The following is a 12,665-nucleotide window of genomic DNA, read 5'->3' as shown; positions in this document are numbered from 1 at the left end:
GCCGCCGTGCGGGTCGCGCTCTTCGTCACCTGCGTCAACGACGCGGTGTACCCGGCCACCGGGATCGCCGTGGTGCGGATCCTGGAGCGGCTGGGGGTGGCCGTGGGCTTTCCGGCGGCGCAGAGCTGCTGCGGGCAACCGCAGTACAACTCGGGCTACCGCGAGCAGGCGCGGCGGCTGGCCCGGCGTACCGCCAGGGCGTTCGACGGCTACAGCCATGTGGTCACCCCCTCCGGCTCCTGTGCGGCGATGGTGCGCGCCCACTACGCGGGGCTGGGCGAACCGGGGCTCGGGCCGCGGGTGTACGAGCTGTCGGAGTTCCTGGTGGATGTGCTGGGGGTGGTGGACGTGGGCGCCGTCTTCCCGCACCGGGTGACGTACCACCCGTCCTGCCACGGGCTGCGGCTGCTGGGGCTGGGCGACCGGCCACGGCGGCTGCTGGCAGCGGTGAGGGGGCTGGAGCTGGTGGAGCTGGAGGGCGCCGAGGAGTGCTGCGGCTTCGGCGGCACCTTCGCGGTGAAGAACCCGGAGGTGTCGGTGGCGATGGGCCGGGACAAGGTGGGCGCCGCCGTGGCCACCGGCGCCGAGGTGCTGTGCGGAGCGGACAACTCCTGTCTGATGCATCTGGAGGGGGTGAGGGCCCGCACGGGCGGTGAGGGGGCGGCGAGGCTGCGGACCGTGCACCTCGCCGAGATCCTGGCGAGCACGGAGGAGGAGCCGCTGCGATGAGCGGGACGTTTCTCGGTATGCCGGCATTCCCCGAGGCGGCCGGGGCCGCGGTGGCGGACCCCGTGCTGCGCGCCAACCTGCGGCACGCCACCCACACCATCCGGGCCAAACGGGAGCGCGCGGTGGCCGAGTTGGCCGACTGGGAGGAGCTGCGCCAGGCCGGCAAGGAGATCAAGGACCGGACCCTGCGGCGACTGGACGTGTACCTCCTCCGGTTGGAGGAGGCGGTGGTCGCGGCGGGCGGCACCGTGCACTGGGCGGAGGACGCCGAGGAGGCCAACCGGATCGTCACCGGGCTGGTCGAGGCCACCGGGGAGCGGGAGGTCGTCAAGGTCAAGTCGATGGCCACCCAGGAGACCGGGCTCAACGAGGCGCTGGCGGCGGCCGGGATCGCCGCGTACGAGACCGATCTCGCGGAGCTGATCGTGCAGTTGGGGGACGACCGGCCCTCGCACATCCTGGTGCCGGCGATCCACCGCAACCGCGGGGAGGTCAGGGACATCTTCCGGGAGCGGATGGGGGACTTCGGCCGCCCGGCGCCGGAGGGGCTGACCGACGAGCCCGCCGAGCTGGCGGAGGCGGCCCGGCTCCATCTGCGGGAGAAGTTCCTGCGGGCGAGGGTCGGGATCTCGGGGGCCAACTTCATGGTGGCGGAGACCGGCACCCTGGTGGTGGTCGAGTCGGAGGGGAACGGCCGGATGTGCCTGACCCTCCCCGAGACGCTGATCTCGGTGGTGGGCGTGGAGAAGGTGGTGCCGACCTGGCGGGATCTGGAGGTGTTCCTGCAGACCCTGCCCCGCTCCTCCACGGCGGAGCGGATGAACCCGTACACCAGCATGTGGACCGGCACCGCGGACGGCGACGGGCCGCGCGCCTTCCATCTGGTGCTGCTGGACAACGGCCGCACCGCCGCGCTGGCCGACGCCACCGGGCGGCAGGCGCTGCGCTGCATCCGCTGCTCGGCCTGCCTCAATGTCTGCCCGGTCTACGAGCGGGCCGGGGGCCATGCCTACGGCTCGGTGTACCCGGGCCCGATCGGCGCCATCCTCACCCCGCAACTGCGCGGTACGGTGAGTGAGTTGGACGCGTCCTTGCCGTATGCCTCCTCGCTCTGCGGGGCCTGCTACGAGGTGTGCCCGGTGGCCATCGACATCCCCGAGGTGCTGGTGGCGCTGCGCGAGCGGGTGGTGGCGGAGGGCGGCTCCCCGCACCGCTCCGGGCACCGGCTGGAGCGGGCCGCGATGGCGGCGGCCACCTGGGTGTTCGACCATCCGGCCGCGCTGGCCGCGGGCGAGCGGCTGGCGTCGGCCACCCGGCGGCTGCACCCGTCCCGCCCGCTCGGCGCGGGCGCCTGGACCGAGGGGCGGAGCCTGCCGGAGCTGCCCGAGCGGTCGTTCCGCGACTGGTGGCGGCGGCGCACCCGGGACGGGGAGGAGGGGTCGTGAGCGCGCGGGAGCGGATCCTGGCCCGGATCCGGGCGGCCAACGCCGGGGCGCCCGAAGCCCCCGAGCCGTCCCGGGACTACCTCACCGCCCATGCGCCCGCCGGCGACCCGGCCGCCCTGGTGGACCTGCTCCACGAGAACCTGGCCGACTACCGGGCGCGGGTCCACCGCACAGGACCGGCCGGGCTGCCCGGCCTGGTGGCGCGGCTGCTGGCCGAGCGGGGCGCCCGGTCGGTGGCGGTGCCACCGGGACTGCCGGCCCACTGGCTGGCCGAGACCGGGGCCGAACGGCACCCCGACGACCGGCCGGCCGGGCCGCTCGATGCCCGTGAACTCGACGCGGTGGACGCGGTGGTGACCGGCTGCGCGCTGGCCGTCGCGGAGACCGGCACCCTGGTTCTGGACGGCGGCGCCGGGCAGGGCCGCCGGGCGCTGACGCTCGTCCCGGACCTGCATCTGTGCGTGGTACGGGTGCCGGAGCAGCTGGTCGCCTCGGTGCCGCTCGCCCTGCCCCGGCTCGCCCCGGGGCGCCCGCTGACCTGGATCTCCGGGCCCTCGGCCACCAGCGACATCGAGCTGGACCGGGTGGAGGGCGTGCACGGCCCCCGCACCCTGGAGGTCGTCCTGCTAGGCGCGTGACCGGGGCGGGCCCTCAGTCCGGCAGCGGCAGGTCGTAGGAGCGCCCCGGCTCCACCGCCACGGTGCGGCCGTCGGCCAGTTCCACCTCGACCGGGGACCGGCCGCCGTCCGGCGGTACGGCGACATGCAACCCGCCCGGGGTCATCCGCAGCCGGACGCCCCAGTGGCCCCGATAGCGCAGGCTGACGTCGTACGCGGAGAGCTCCGGCAGCGGCACCGGGTCCAGCCGCAGCCGGCCCGCGCGGGTCTCCAGTCCGGTCAGCCCGCGCTGGACCAGGTCCAGGGTGCCGGCCATCGCGCCCAGATGGATGCCCTCGCCGGTGGTGCCGCCCTGGAGGTCGGCGATATCGCCCTCCAGCGCCTCCTGGCAGAACTGCCAGGCCTCCTTGCGGCGCACCCGGGCCAGCACCCAGCCGTGCACCAGCCCGCTGAGCGTGGACCCGTGGCTGGTGCGGCGCAGGTAGTAGTCGACGGTCCGCCCCCAGGCCGCGTCGTCCAGGGTGTGCCCGAGCCGGGCGAACAGCGCCTTCAGCTCGGCGGGCGGGAAGAGGTAGCCGAGCATCAGCACATCGGCCTGCTTGGAGGCCTGGTAGCGGTTGACGGTGTCGCCGTCGGCCTCCAGCACCCGGTCCAGCCGGCGGATGTCGCCGTGCCGGCGCCGCAGGCCCTCCCAGTCCAGCTCGGCCAGCTCGCCGAAGCCCTCGAACTGGCTGATCACGCCCTGGTGGAAGGGGACATGCAGCCGCCGGGACACGTCCTCCCACAACTCCAGCTCGCCCTGTGCCAGTTCGGTGCGCTCGGCCAGCTCCAGGCGGCGCGGCTCGGGCAGTTCGCGCAGGAGCTCCAGGGTGCGGGCCAGCACCCAGGAGGCGGTGACATTGGTGTAGGCGTTGTCGTCCAGACCGGGCCGTACCGCGTCCGGGTAGGCGTCGTGGTACTCGTCGGGGCCCATCACGCCCCGGATGCGGTAGCGGTCCAGCTCGGGGTCGAAGGTGGCGCGCCCGGCCCAGAAGCGGGCGATCTGGAGCATCATCTCGGCGCCCTTGGTGTGCAGGAACTCGCTGTCCCCGGTGGCCTCGCAGTAGGTCCACACGTTGTAGGCGATGGCGGAGCCGACATGGTGCTGGAGGTGGGAGTGGTCGGGCAGCCAGCGCCCGGAACACGGGTTGAGGTGGAGCCGCTGGGCCTCCTCGCGGCCGTCGCTGCCGGACTGCCACGGGTACATCGCCCCGGTGCAGCCGGCGTCCCGGGCCGCGAACCTGGCCTGTTGGAGGCGGCGGTGCCGGTAGGTCAGCAGCGACCGGGACACCTCGGGGAAGTGCAGGTTCAGATAGGGCAGCACGAACAGCTCATCCCAGAAGACATGGCCCCGGTAGGCCTCGCCGTGCAGCCCGCGGGCCGGCACGCCCACATCCAGGTCGGCGGTGTGCGGGGACAGAGTCTGCAGGACGTGGAAGAGGTGCAGCCGCAGAATGCGCCCCGCCTCGTCGGGGACCTCCAGTTCGGCCCGCCGCCACAGCTGGCCCCAGGCGGTGCGGTGCGAGGCGAGCAGCGCGTCGGCGTCCGGGGCGCGGCGCACCCGTTCCACGGCGGCATGCAGCGGGTCGCTGATCGCGGCGTCGCGGGAGGTGTGCAGGGCCACGCACTTGTCGACGGTGACCGGGTGCCCGGGGCGCAGGTCCAGGGTGAGGCGCTGGACGGCCCGGCGGTCGGGATGGTGGGTGGTGCGCTGGATCGCGGCCTTGGCCGGGGCCACGGTGGTACGGGCGGCCAGGCCGATCCGGATGTCGGAGGTGCTGGTGCGGCAGCGCAGCCAGAGGGTGCCGGGGTCGGTGTCCGGGTCGGCGTCCCCGGTGTGGACGTGGACCAGGTGCCGAGCGGCGAGCTGCCGGTAGCGGGCGACCCCGGTGTTGGCGACCGCGCCGTCCAGGGCGGCCTCCACCTCGATGGTGCCGGCCCAGTTCTCGGCGGTGAACTCGGTGCGCAGCAGGGCGAGATGGGGGTCGGCCATATGGACGATCCGCCGCTGCCGGACGGTGAGCCGCCGCCCCTCGCCGTCCTGGTAGCGGGTGCGGGTGTGCAGGATGGCGCGGCGCAGGTCCAGGGTCATCCGGTGGCCGGTCACCGTGTCGTCGGCGGGGCCGAGCCAGTCGCCGGAGGCGGCCGCCCGTACCGGCCCGTGACCGGGGCCCGGCCCGGTGGCGTCCCGGCCCTCCTCCCGCTCCCGGGGCGGGGTCTGGTCGAGCACGCGGTAGCGCAGCGGCAGCCAGTCGGGCAGGTTGACCATGTCCTCGTTCTCGACGGCGCGGCCGGCGACCTCGGAGGTGAGCCGGTTGTAGCAGCCGGCCGCGTAGGTGCCCGGGTAGTGGGTGCCGTCGGCGCCGTACTCGGTGAGGGCGCCGCGGGTGGCGAAGTAGCCGTTGCCCAGGGTGCACAGGGACTCGCGCAGGCTCTGCCGCCCGGCGGCGTACCCCTCGTACTCCCAGGTCCAGGCCCGGTGGTCGGTGCTCACCGGGGTGCCCCGGGCGGGTGCGGCGGCCGGGCCGGGGGCTCGGGCAGCAGCGCGGAGAGGTCGGACACGACCAGGTCGGCGCCGTACCGGCGCAGCTCGGGGGCCAGTTCCTGGCCGGGGCTGCGGTCCACCCCGACCACCAGGCCGAAGCCGCCGCGCCGGGCGGCCGCGACCCCGGCGGTGGCGTCCTCCACCACGGCGCAGCGGCCGGGTGGGACGCCGAGCCGCCGGGCCGCCTCCAGGAAGAGGGCGGGCTGCGGTTTGCCGGGCAGCCCGAGGCGGGCCGACTCCACCCCGTCCACCAGGGCGTCGAAGAGCCCGAGGACATGGGCGGAGGCGAGCACCGCGCGGGCGTGCCGGGAGGCGGAGGCGGCGGCCAGCGGGGTCCGGGTACGGCGCAGCTCCCTCAGCAGCAGCACGGTGCCGGGAAAGGCGTCGGCGCCCCGCTCGCGCAGCAGCGCGGTGTAGCGGCGCTCCTTGTCGGCGGCGACCGCCTCCACGGTGGCGCGGTCGGGCTCCGGCACCCGCGAGGCCAGGAAGGCGGCGGCACCGTCGAGCCGCGACTTGCCGTCCACGTACCGCGCGTAGTCGGCGACCGGGTCGAAGGGGCCGCGCCGGGCGGGGTCGGCGGGCGGGTGGGCGGCCAGCCAGGCGTCGAAGGCGGCCTGCCAGGCGGCGGCGTGCAGCCGGGCCGAGTCGGTGATGACCCCGTCCGTGTCGAACACCACGGCCTGCATCTCGGCCAGCCCGTGCGGACCGCCGTCGGCCCCGTGCGGTCCTTGGGCGGGTCTGCTCGGTCCATCCGCCGCGCGAGCGGTCATCGGGCGCCTCCCTCCGGGCCGCGGACTGCGACCGCGGACGTCTCATGGACCCCGGCGAGTGCCCGGCCGGAAGCGGTGTAGGCGTACGAACACCCCGCGTGCCCGCCGTTCGGGTGAAGAGGTGGCCCCCTCCCTGGAGCCGTGGCCGGCTCCGAGCCGTACACCCAGGAGGAGGTATGGGCTGCGGTGGAGCTCGCCGGGCTGCACGCCGGGCAGGCGGAGGACCTCCGGCGGATGCCGATGGGCCCGCACACCATGGTCGCGGGCGGCGCCGGGATCCCGGGCGGCCGGCGCCGGCGGCTGATGATCGCCCAGGCCCTGATCCGCCGCCCCGCCCGCCGACACCGGCGGCCGGCTGCACGACCTGGTACGCCGCCGGCCGGCCTGACACCGGCCGACTGCGCTGACCGGACCCGCTCGAAAGGGTGGGATCGGCAGCGACACGCGCGCCGCTGCCCCGGAACGCGGGAACCCCTCCCTCCGAACCCCGCCCGGACGGACCGGGCGGTGCGTCTCACGGAGGATTCACCATGTTGAGGAAGGCCCTCGCCTGCGCCGCGCTCATCGCCGCCGCCACGGCGCTCGGTACCGTCCCCGCCGCCGCGAACGACGACGACCGCGACCACGGCAGCTTCGGCGCCCTGGAGTGGAACAAGGGCAAGTTCGCGTCCCTGGAGTCCGCGGGCGGCTCCGAGATCGCCGTGGGCGGCTGGGACCAGGGCGGCGCCATCGAGGCCAACTGGTAGCAGCCCCGTCGCATCGACTGCGTCACAGCACGGCAGAAGGCCCCAGCTTTTCGCTGGGGCCTTCGCTGGTGTCCGAGGGGGGACTTGAACCCCCACGCCCGATAAAGGGCACTAGCACCTCAAGCTAGCGCGTCTGCCATTCCGCCACCCGGACAAGGTGTCTGTCGCGCGGGCTTCCCCGCGGCGACATCGACAACTCTACCAGGGGTCCGAGGCACCCTTCACCCGCATATCCGATGGTCAGAGCGGTGCACGGAACACGCTCGCGCTGCGTCCCGGGGCGGGCACCGCTTGTGTCCGGGGCGGCGTTCTCAGGCCGTCAGCCGGCCGAGGACGGCGTGCAGGGCCCGCCGGACGGCATCCCGGCTCTCCTCGGTGTGGTCCAGGGTGTCGAAGCCGTGGCGCCCGTGCGGGACGTCGATCACCTCGACCGGGGCTCCGGTGTCCCGGGCGGCCGCGAGGAAGGCGGAGACGGTGTTCGCGATGGCGGCGTCCTCCCGGCCCGCCCGGGTCAGCACGACGGGAGGCGTGCCGGTGCCGCGGGCCAGCGCCTCGGTTGGGCGGAAGCGGCCGTCGACCGCGGGCCAGCCGGGCAGCGGGGCGAGGACCGGGTACGTCAGGGCCAGGCAGCGCAGCCACGGCGGCGGCCCGTCGAGCCAGTCGGCGGCGAGCAGCCCGCCCGCGGAGAAGATCCACAGGGCGATCCGGTCGGGGTCCACCCGGGGGTCGCGGCGGAGCAGGCCGAGAGCGTCGGCCACGTCCTGGGCGGCCCGTGGATAAGCGTCGAGCCGGTGCAGCCCGTGGTCGACCACGGCCCCGACCGCGCCGAGCTCGGCCGCGTACCGGGCGTAGCCGAGATGAGCGGGCCAGTGCCTGGGGGTGGGCCTCAGGTCGGTGGGGACCGGGCCGCCGTGGACGAAGAGGATCGTCGGCCGGGGGCCGGGGCCGTCCGGGAGGTGGAGGTCGACGGCGCCGTGCCGCTCGCGGGGCCGCTCGGCGACCTCCAGGACGAAGGGCCGGAGATGGGCCGGCGGCTGCTCCTCGGTCGGGGCGGTCAGCCGGTGCCCCTGTCCGGCGGCGGCGCGCAGCAGCACCTCGGCGAGCTGGTCGGGGACGGAGAGCATCGGCCAGTGGCCGGTGGCCAGCTCGAAGAAGGCCGCCCGCGCTTTCGCCAGCGCCGTCATGTCCGGGTCGCCCAGGCCGAGCAGCCCTTCCAGGAGGGCGATGCTCACGCCGCTCGCGGTGCAGAGGATCGCGGTGTCCGGCGGCGGGGCGGTGGCTCCGGTGAGCCGGAGCGGCCGGGTGAGGGTGGCTGCCGGCTGCGGGGACGCCCGCTCCGCCAGCCGGGCGAGCGCGGCGGCCGGTACGCCCTCGGTGCTGCCGAGGCGGCCCCACTCGCCGGGCCCGGGCGGTGGTACGGAACGCGGGGCGGTCCCGGACGCCCCTTCCCCGCCGAGCAGCCGGGCCCGGGTCTGCTCGTCGGCGATCGCGGCCAGTGGCGCCACCCCGTTCCTCGGCAGCCCCGCGTCCACATGCACCACCCGGGCGATCCGCTCCGGGCGCCGGTGGGCGGCGGCGGTCGCGGGCTGGTTGCCGTAGCCGTGCCCGACCAGCACGATCCGCTCCTCGGTCAGGGCGTCGAGCACTCTCAGTACGTCATCGGTGTGTGCCGCCAGGTCGGTGCCGGTCAGGGTGGCCGGGTACGCCGCCGCACCCGCCTCCCGCAGCAGGGCCGTCGTCTCCGCCCAGACCCATCCCCCGGTGAACGCATCCGGCACCAAGATGAACGCCATCGACTCCGTCATGGGCTGCTCCGTCATGGGCTGCTCCGCCATGGGAGTCCCCCTCTCCTGCGCGGGGTCCCGGCCCCTGCGGCCGTCCGCGCGCGGCTACGGTAGGAACTCCCCCTGAGGGAGGTTCAAGACGTGTGTGCCGCGCCCCATCCGGCCGGAGACGAGGGTGACCGGTGGAGCATCGGCGAACTGGCCGAGCGGGCCGGGGTCACCGTCAAGACCGTCCGCTTCTACTCCGATCGCGGGCTGCTGCCCGAGGGCGCCCGTACGTCCGGCGGGCACCGGCGGTTCGGGGTGGACGCGCTGGGCCGGCTCCGGTTCATCCGGGCGCTGCGGGCCTTGGACGTGCCGGTGCCGGAGGTGCGGCGGCTGATCGAGTCCGGGGTGGACTCCGGCGGGGACGCGGACGGGGCGGCGTTGGCGGAGGTGGCCGACCGGCGGCTGGTGGAGGTCGGCGGTCGGCTGGCCGCGCTGCGCTGGCGGGAGGCGGCGCTACGGGTGGTGGCCACCGGCCCGGCCGAGGAGCGCGCCGAACGGCTGCTGCTGGTGGGCGCGTTGGCGTCGCCGCCCAGTACCGCCCCGCTGGCCCGGTTCTGGCGCGGCTGGCTGCCGCCGCGGCTGCCGGCCCGGCTGCGCTCGGCGGTGGTCGAGCAGGCGGTTCCCGAGCCGCCGGACGATCCGTCCCCCGCCCAGGTGCTCGCCTTCGCCCGGCTGCACGCCTTCGTCTCCGCGCCCTGCGGGGGTGGGGCCTTGCCGCAGCCGGCCGCGCACAGCACCGCGGAGGGCTACCGCCCGGCGGTGCTGTACGCGGGCCTGACCGAGGCGTACGGGCTGGCGGCGGCCGAGATGCGGGCGGGGCGGGGGCCGCACGCCGGCGGGGCGCTGGACTGCTTCGCCGCCGCCTATGCCGGTGCGCGCGGGGTGCGGGACACCGCGGACTTCCGCCGGGCGCTGGCCGGCCGGCTGACCGCGGATCCCCGGATCGACCGCTACTGGGAGCTGGTCACCGAGGTGGTCTCGCCTCCGTCCGGGCCGCCGGTCCCGGTGCCGGGCACCCTCCATGACTGGCTGCTGGCCGCGCTGCGCGCCGAGACCGCCCGGGGGGCGGGCTGAGCCCCGGGCTCAGCGGCCGCCGCGTTCGCGCAGCGCGTGCAGATGGGCGCTGGACTTGCGGGCGAACGCGAAGGAGTCGGCCGGGTTGTCGTGCTCGGCCTGCCAGTGGTGGTCGCGGCGGCCGCCGGGGGTGCGGCCCACGGCGGTGAGGAAGCGCCGGTAGTCGATGTCGCCGTCGCCGACGTCCACCATGCGGTAGCCGTCGCGTTCGGCGATGTCCCGTCGGCCGTCCTTGACGTGGAACAGCGGGTAGCGGTCCGGGGCGCGCAGGACGTAGTCCAGCGGGTCGAACGGCGCCGGGACACCGTCCGGGCGCCGGCCGAAGCGGAACGCGCCCGCGTACGCCCAGTAGATGTCCATCTCCAGATGGACCAGGTCCGGGTCGGTCTCGGCGAGCAGCACGTCGTAGAGGCGGACGTCCGGCCGGTCGGTGGCGAAGGAGAACTCCTCGGCGTGGTTGTGCTGGTAGAACTTCATGCCGCGCTTCCTGGCCTCGGCGCCGTAGTGGTTGAAGTCCTCGGCGCAGCGCTTCCAGCCGTCCACGGTGGCGCCGTAGCGCCAGGGACCGGAGGCGGTGCCGATGTGCTTCAGGCCGAGGGCCTCGGCCTCGTCGAGGACCTTGGTGAGGTTCTGGGCGAAGCTGTACGCGTTCGGGTTGCCGTCGTCGTAGTAGTTGACGTGGCTGCCGATGGCGTTCAGCCCGTGGTCGCGGGTGAGCCGCCGGAGCTGGGCCAGGGTGATGGGTCCTGCGGAGCCCTGGGTGTAGCCGGCGTACTCGACCTCGTCGTAGCCGTAGAGCGCCAGCTCCCGGAAGACCGCGGCGAAGCCGAGGGTGGAGACCTTGTCGCGGAGCGAGTAGAGCTGGACGCCGAGCCGGCCGGGCGGCAGTACGGGGCGTCCCCGGCCGGGCGCCGGGGCGGCGGCGGGGGCGGCCGCGGTGGCGGAGACCGCCGTGGTGGGGAGCAGGGCCGCGGCGGTGGCGCCGGCGGCGACGCCGAGCATGCCGCGCCTGCTGAGCCGGTGGGCGAGTTCGGGGTCGCGGTCGCGGGGGGTGTGGGGCATGGGCTGGCTCCAGACTCGATTGTCAGTGGGGTCTGCTTCAGTGGACTTCGACGGTTTCCCGAGGTGTTCAGGAGGCGGTGGCGGTGAGGCCGGCCAGGTCCAGCAGCAGGGCTTTCACATCGGTGGCCGCGACGCGGCCGGGCAGGGAGCGCGGGGTGGAGCACACGATCAGCGGACCGTCGTCGTCGCTCGCGGGAAGGCGTCCATGGCTGCCGCGAATAGGCGAGGGGTCCAGGGGGACCACCGCCATCCGGTAGCGCAGCCCGAGCTTCTTGCGGGCCAGGGCTGTCGCGGCCCGTAGCCGCACATAGGGGTCCTCGGGGTCCATGAAGAGCTCCGCCGGGTCGTAGCCGGGTTTGCGGTGGATCTCCACCAGCCGGGCGAAGTCCGGGGCGCGGGTGTCGTCGAGCCAGTAGTAGTACGTGAACCAGGCGTCGGGTTCGGCGACGGCGACCAGCTCCCCGGAGCGCGGGTGGTCCAGGCCGTGGGCCTTCTTGCCCTGGTCGTCCAGCAGCCGTTCGACGCCGGGCACCTCGGCGAGGGCGGCGCGCACGGTGTCCAGGTCCTCGGGTCGGCGGACGTAGACATGGGCGAGCTGGTGGTCGGCGACGGCGAAGGCCCGGGAGGCCATGGGGTCGAGGTATTCCATGCCGTCCTGGGTGTGCACCTCCAGCAGCCCGGCGCGGCGCAGCACCCGGTTGATGTCCACGGGCCGGCTGACCGGGGTGATGCCGTATTCGGAGAGGGCGACGACGGTGCGCCCCTGGGCGGCGGCGTCGGCGAGCAGCGGGGGCAGGGCGGCGTCGAGTTCGGCGGCGGCCCGGTGAGAGCGGGGGTCCTCGGGTCCGTACCGCTGGAGGTCGTAGTCGAGATGGGGGAGGTAGCACAGGGCGAGGTCGGGGGCGCGGGTGCGCAGGATGTGGCGGGTGGCGTCGATGATCCACCGGCTGGAGACCAGGTCGGCGCCGGGACCCCAGAAGCGGAAGAGGGGGAAGGTGCCGAGCAGTTCGGTGAGTTCGTCGTGGAGGTCGGGTGGCCGGGTGTAGCAGTCGGGTTCCTTGCGGCCGTCGGCGTAGTAGACGGGGCGCGGGGTGACGGTGATGTCGGTGTCGGCGCCCATGGCGTACCACCAGCAGATGTTGGCCACGGTGTAGCCGGGGTGGGCGCGGCGGGCGGCGTCCCACAGCTTGTCGCCGGAGACCAGGCCGTTGTGCTGGCGCCACAGCAGGATGTCGCCGAGTTCGCGGAAGTACCAGCCGTTGCCGACGATGCCGTGCTTGGAGGGGAGGGCGCCGGTGAGGAAGGTGGACTGGGCGGTGCAGGTGACGGCGGGCAGGACGGTGCTCAGCGGCGCCCGGGAGCCGGAGTCGCCCAGGGCCCGCAGCCGGGGCATGTGCTCCAGCAGACGGGGGGTGAGGCCGACGACGTCCAGCACGAGGAGGGGGGTGGGGAGTTGCGAGGGCAGCGAGCCGGGGTCCGCCGGTCCGCCGGGGGTGGGGGTCGTCATGGCAGTTCCTTGAGGCCGAGGTCGGTGAGGAGGTCGCGGGCGAGGGTGAGTTCGGCGGCGATCCCGTCGGCGAGCCGGGCGCGGGTGCGGGGGCGCAGCGCGGGCGGCAGGGCCTGCCAGGTGTAGGTCTCCACCTCCAGATGGCGGGTCAGCGGCGTCGGGCCGCCGACCAGCCGGGCGAGGGCGTCCCGCAGTACGGGGAGGGTGGAGGTGAGCGGCGGGTCGGGCGGCCGGTGCAGGGGGACGTGGAAGTGGGCCCGCCAGGGTCTCCCGTCCGGCAGCGGGGCGACCGGGCCACC

General features: G+C 75.1%; 10 protein-coding genes, 1 tRNA gene and 2 pseudogenes. 6 read left to right on the top strand and 7 right to left on the bottom strand.

Features of this window, described 5'->3' with window-relative positions:
- Positions 1 to 6 precede the first annotated feature (6 nt).
- From M1O15_RS19960 to M1O15_RS19950, 3 genes are read left to right on the top strand one after another with little or no spacing between them, the layout of a single operon-like run.
- Positions 7 to 729 (top strand): (Fe-S)-binding protein, encoded by a 723-nt coding sequence (locus M1O15_RS19960; protein ID WP_248635345.1) that lies wholly within the window; start codon positions 7 to 9, stop codon positions 727 to 729.
- Positions 726 to 2,174 (top strand): lactate utilization protein B, encoded by a 1,449-nt coding sequence (locus tag M1O15_RS19955; protein WP_248635344.1) that lies wholly within the window; start codon positions 726 to 728, stop codon positions 2,172 to 2,174. Before M1O15_RS19960 ends, M1O15_RS19955 begins: the two co-directional genes overlap by 4 nt.
- On the top strand, positions 2,171 to 2,812 hold the full coding sequence (locus M1O15_RS19950) for a LutC/YkgG family protein (protein ID WP_248635343.1): 642 nt from the start codon (positions 2,171 to 2,173) through the stop codon (positions 2,810 to 2,812). Before M1O15_RS19955 ends, M1O15_RS19950 begins: the two co-directional genes overlap by 4 nt.
- A gap of 13 nt (positions 2,813 to 2,825) precedes the next feature.
- On the opposite strand, the gene M1O15_RS19945 is transcribed toward M1O15_RS19950, so the two are convergent.
- Together M1O15_RS19945 and M1O15_RS19940 are read right to left on the bottom strand one after the other, a co-directional pair.
- Positions 2,826 to 5,324 carry a glycoside hydrolase family 65 protein gene (locus M1O15_RS19945; protein ID WP_248635341.1) on the bottom strand — a complete coding sequence of 833 codons (2,499 nt, stop codon included), beginning with the start codon at positions 5,322 to 5,324 and terminating at the stop codon, positions 2,826 to 2,828.
- The gene (locus M1O15_RS19940) at positions 5,321 to 6,145 is read right to left on the bottom strand and encodes an HAD family hydrolase (RefSeq protein ID WP_372499516.1); all 825 of its coding nucleotides are present in this window, start codon (positions 6,143 to 6,145) and stop codon (positions 5,321 to 5,323) included. The genes M1O15_RS19945 and M1O15_RS19940 overlap by 4 nt, the downstream gene beginning before the upstream one ends.
- A gap of 147 nt (positions 6,146 to 6,292) precedes the next feature.
- Between M1O15_RS19940 and M1O15_RS19935 the strand changes: the two are divergent.
- Both M1O15_RS19935 and M1O15_RS19930 read left to right on the top strand, forming a co-directional pair.
- Positions 6,293 to 6,478: pseudogene (locus M1O15_RS19935) on the top strand (hypothetical protein); the annotation flags it as partial.
- Positions 6,479 to 6,675: 197 nt separating this feature from the next.
- Positions 6,676 to 6,891 (top strand): hypothetical protein, encoded by a 216-nt coding sequence (locus tag M1O15_RS19930; protein WP_248635339.1) that lies wholly within the window; start codon positions 6,676 to 6,678, stop codon positions 6,889 to 6,891.
- 66 nt (positions 6,892 to 6,957) lie between these two features.
- Here M1O15_RS19930 and M1O15_RS19925 read toward each other — a convergent pair.
- Together M1O15_RS19925 and M1O15_RS19920 are read right to left on the bottom strand one after the other, a co-directional pair.
- Positions 6,958 to 7,045, bottom strand: a tRNA-Leu gene (locus M1O15_RS19925).
- A 157-nt stretch (positions 7,046 to 7,202) separates the two neighbouring features.
- Entirely contained in the window at positions 7,203 to 8,711 is a 1,509-nt protein-coding gene (locus M1O15_RS19920; protein WP_248635337.1) for an alpha/beta fold hydrolase, read from the bottom strand.
- Between the two features lie 105 nt (positions 8,712 to 8,816).
- Here M1O15_RS19920 and M1O15_RS19915 point away from each other — a divergent pair, with 105 nt between their 5' ends.
- Positions 8,817 to 9,797 (top strand): MerR family transcriptional regulator, encoded by a 981-nt coding sequence (locus M1O15_RS19915; RefSeq protein ID WP_248635335.1) that lies wholly within the window; start codon positions 8,817 to 8,819, stop codon positions 9,795 to 9,797.
- Positions 9,798 to 9,806: 9 nt separating this feature from the next.
- Here the strand turns inward: M1O15_RS19915 and M1O15_RS19910 are convergent, their stop codons facing one another.
- The 3 genes and pseudogenes from M1O15_RS19910 to M1O15_RS31895 form a co-directional block, all read right to left on the bottom strand.
- On the bottom strand, positions 9,807 to 10,859 hold the full coding sequence (locus M1O15_RS19910) for a sugar phosphate isomerase/epimerase family protein (RefSeq protein ID WP_248635333.1): 1,053 nt from the start codon (positions 10,857 to 10,859) through the stop codon (positions 9,807 to 9,809).
- Positions 10,860 to 10,926: 67 nt separating this feature from the next.
- Positions 10,927 to 12,366 (bottom strand): alkaline phosphatase family protein, encoded by a 1,440-nt coding sequence (locus M1O15_RS19905; RefSeq protein ID WP_248635331.1) that lies wholly within the window; start codon positions 12,364 to 12,366, stop codon positions 10,927 to 10,929.
- A pseudogene (locus M1O15_RS31895) lies at positions 12,363 to 12,650 on the bottom strand (metabolite traffic protein EboE); the annotation flags it as partial. The pseudogene M1O15_RS31895 and the gene M1O15_RS19905, both read right to left, overlap by 4 nt.
- Positions 12,651 to 12,665 lie beyond the last annotated feature (15 nt).

The sequence above is a fragment of the Streptomyces lichenis genome (genome assembly GCF_023218175.1).
Taxonomy (GTDB): domain Bacteria; phylum Actinomycetota; class Actinomycetes; order Streptomycetales; family Streptomycetaceae; genus Streptomyces; species Streptomyces lichenis.
Note: the sequence above shows the minus strand (reverse complement) of the source record. Positions and strands in the feature narration are given on the sequence as shown.

Bases quoted from the DNA above. Each gene is read 5' to 3' on its own strand.
- M1O15_RS19940 (WP_372499516.1), bottom strand. From the start codon at position 6,145: ATGACCGCTCGCGCGGCGGATGGACCGAGCAGACCCGCCCAAGGACCG.
- M1O15_RS19920 (WP_248635337.1), bottom strand. From the start codon at position 8,711: ATGACGGAGCAGCCCATGACGGAGTCGATGGCGTTCATCTTGGTGCCG.
- M1O15_RS19910 (WP_248635333.1), bottom strand. From the start codon at position 10,859: ATGCCCCACACCCCCCGCGACCGCGACCCCGAACTCGCCCACCGGCTC.
- M1O15_RS19930 (WP_248635339.1), top strand. From the start codon at position 6,676: ATGTTGAGGAAGGCCCTCGCCTGCGCCGCGCTCATCGCCGCCGCCACG.
- M1O15_RS19905 (WP_248635331.1), bottom strand. From the start codon at position 12,366: ATGACGACCCCCACCCCCGGCGGACCGGCGGACCCCGGCTCGCTGCCC.
- M1O15_RS19955 (WP_248635344.1), top strand. From the start codon at position 726: ATGAGCGGGACGTTTCTCGGTATGCCGGCATTCCCCGAGGCGGCCGGG.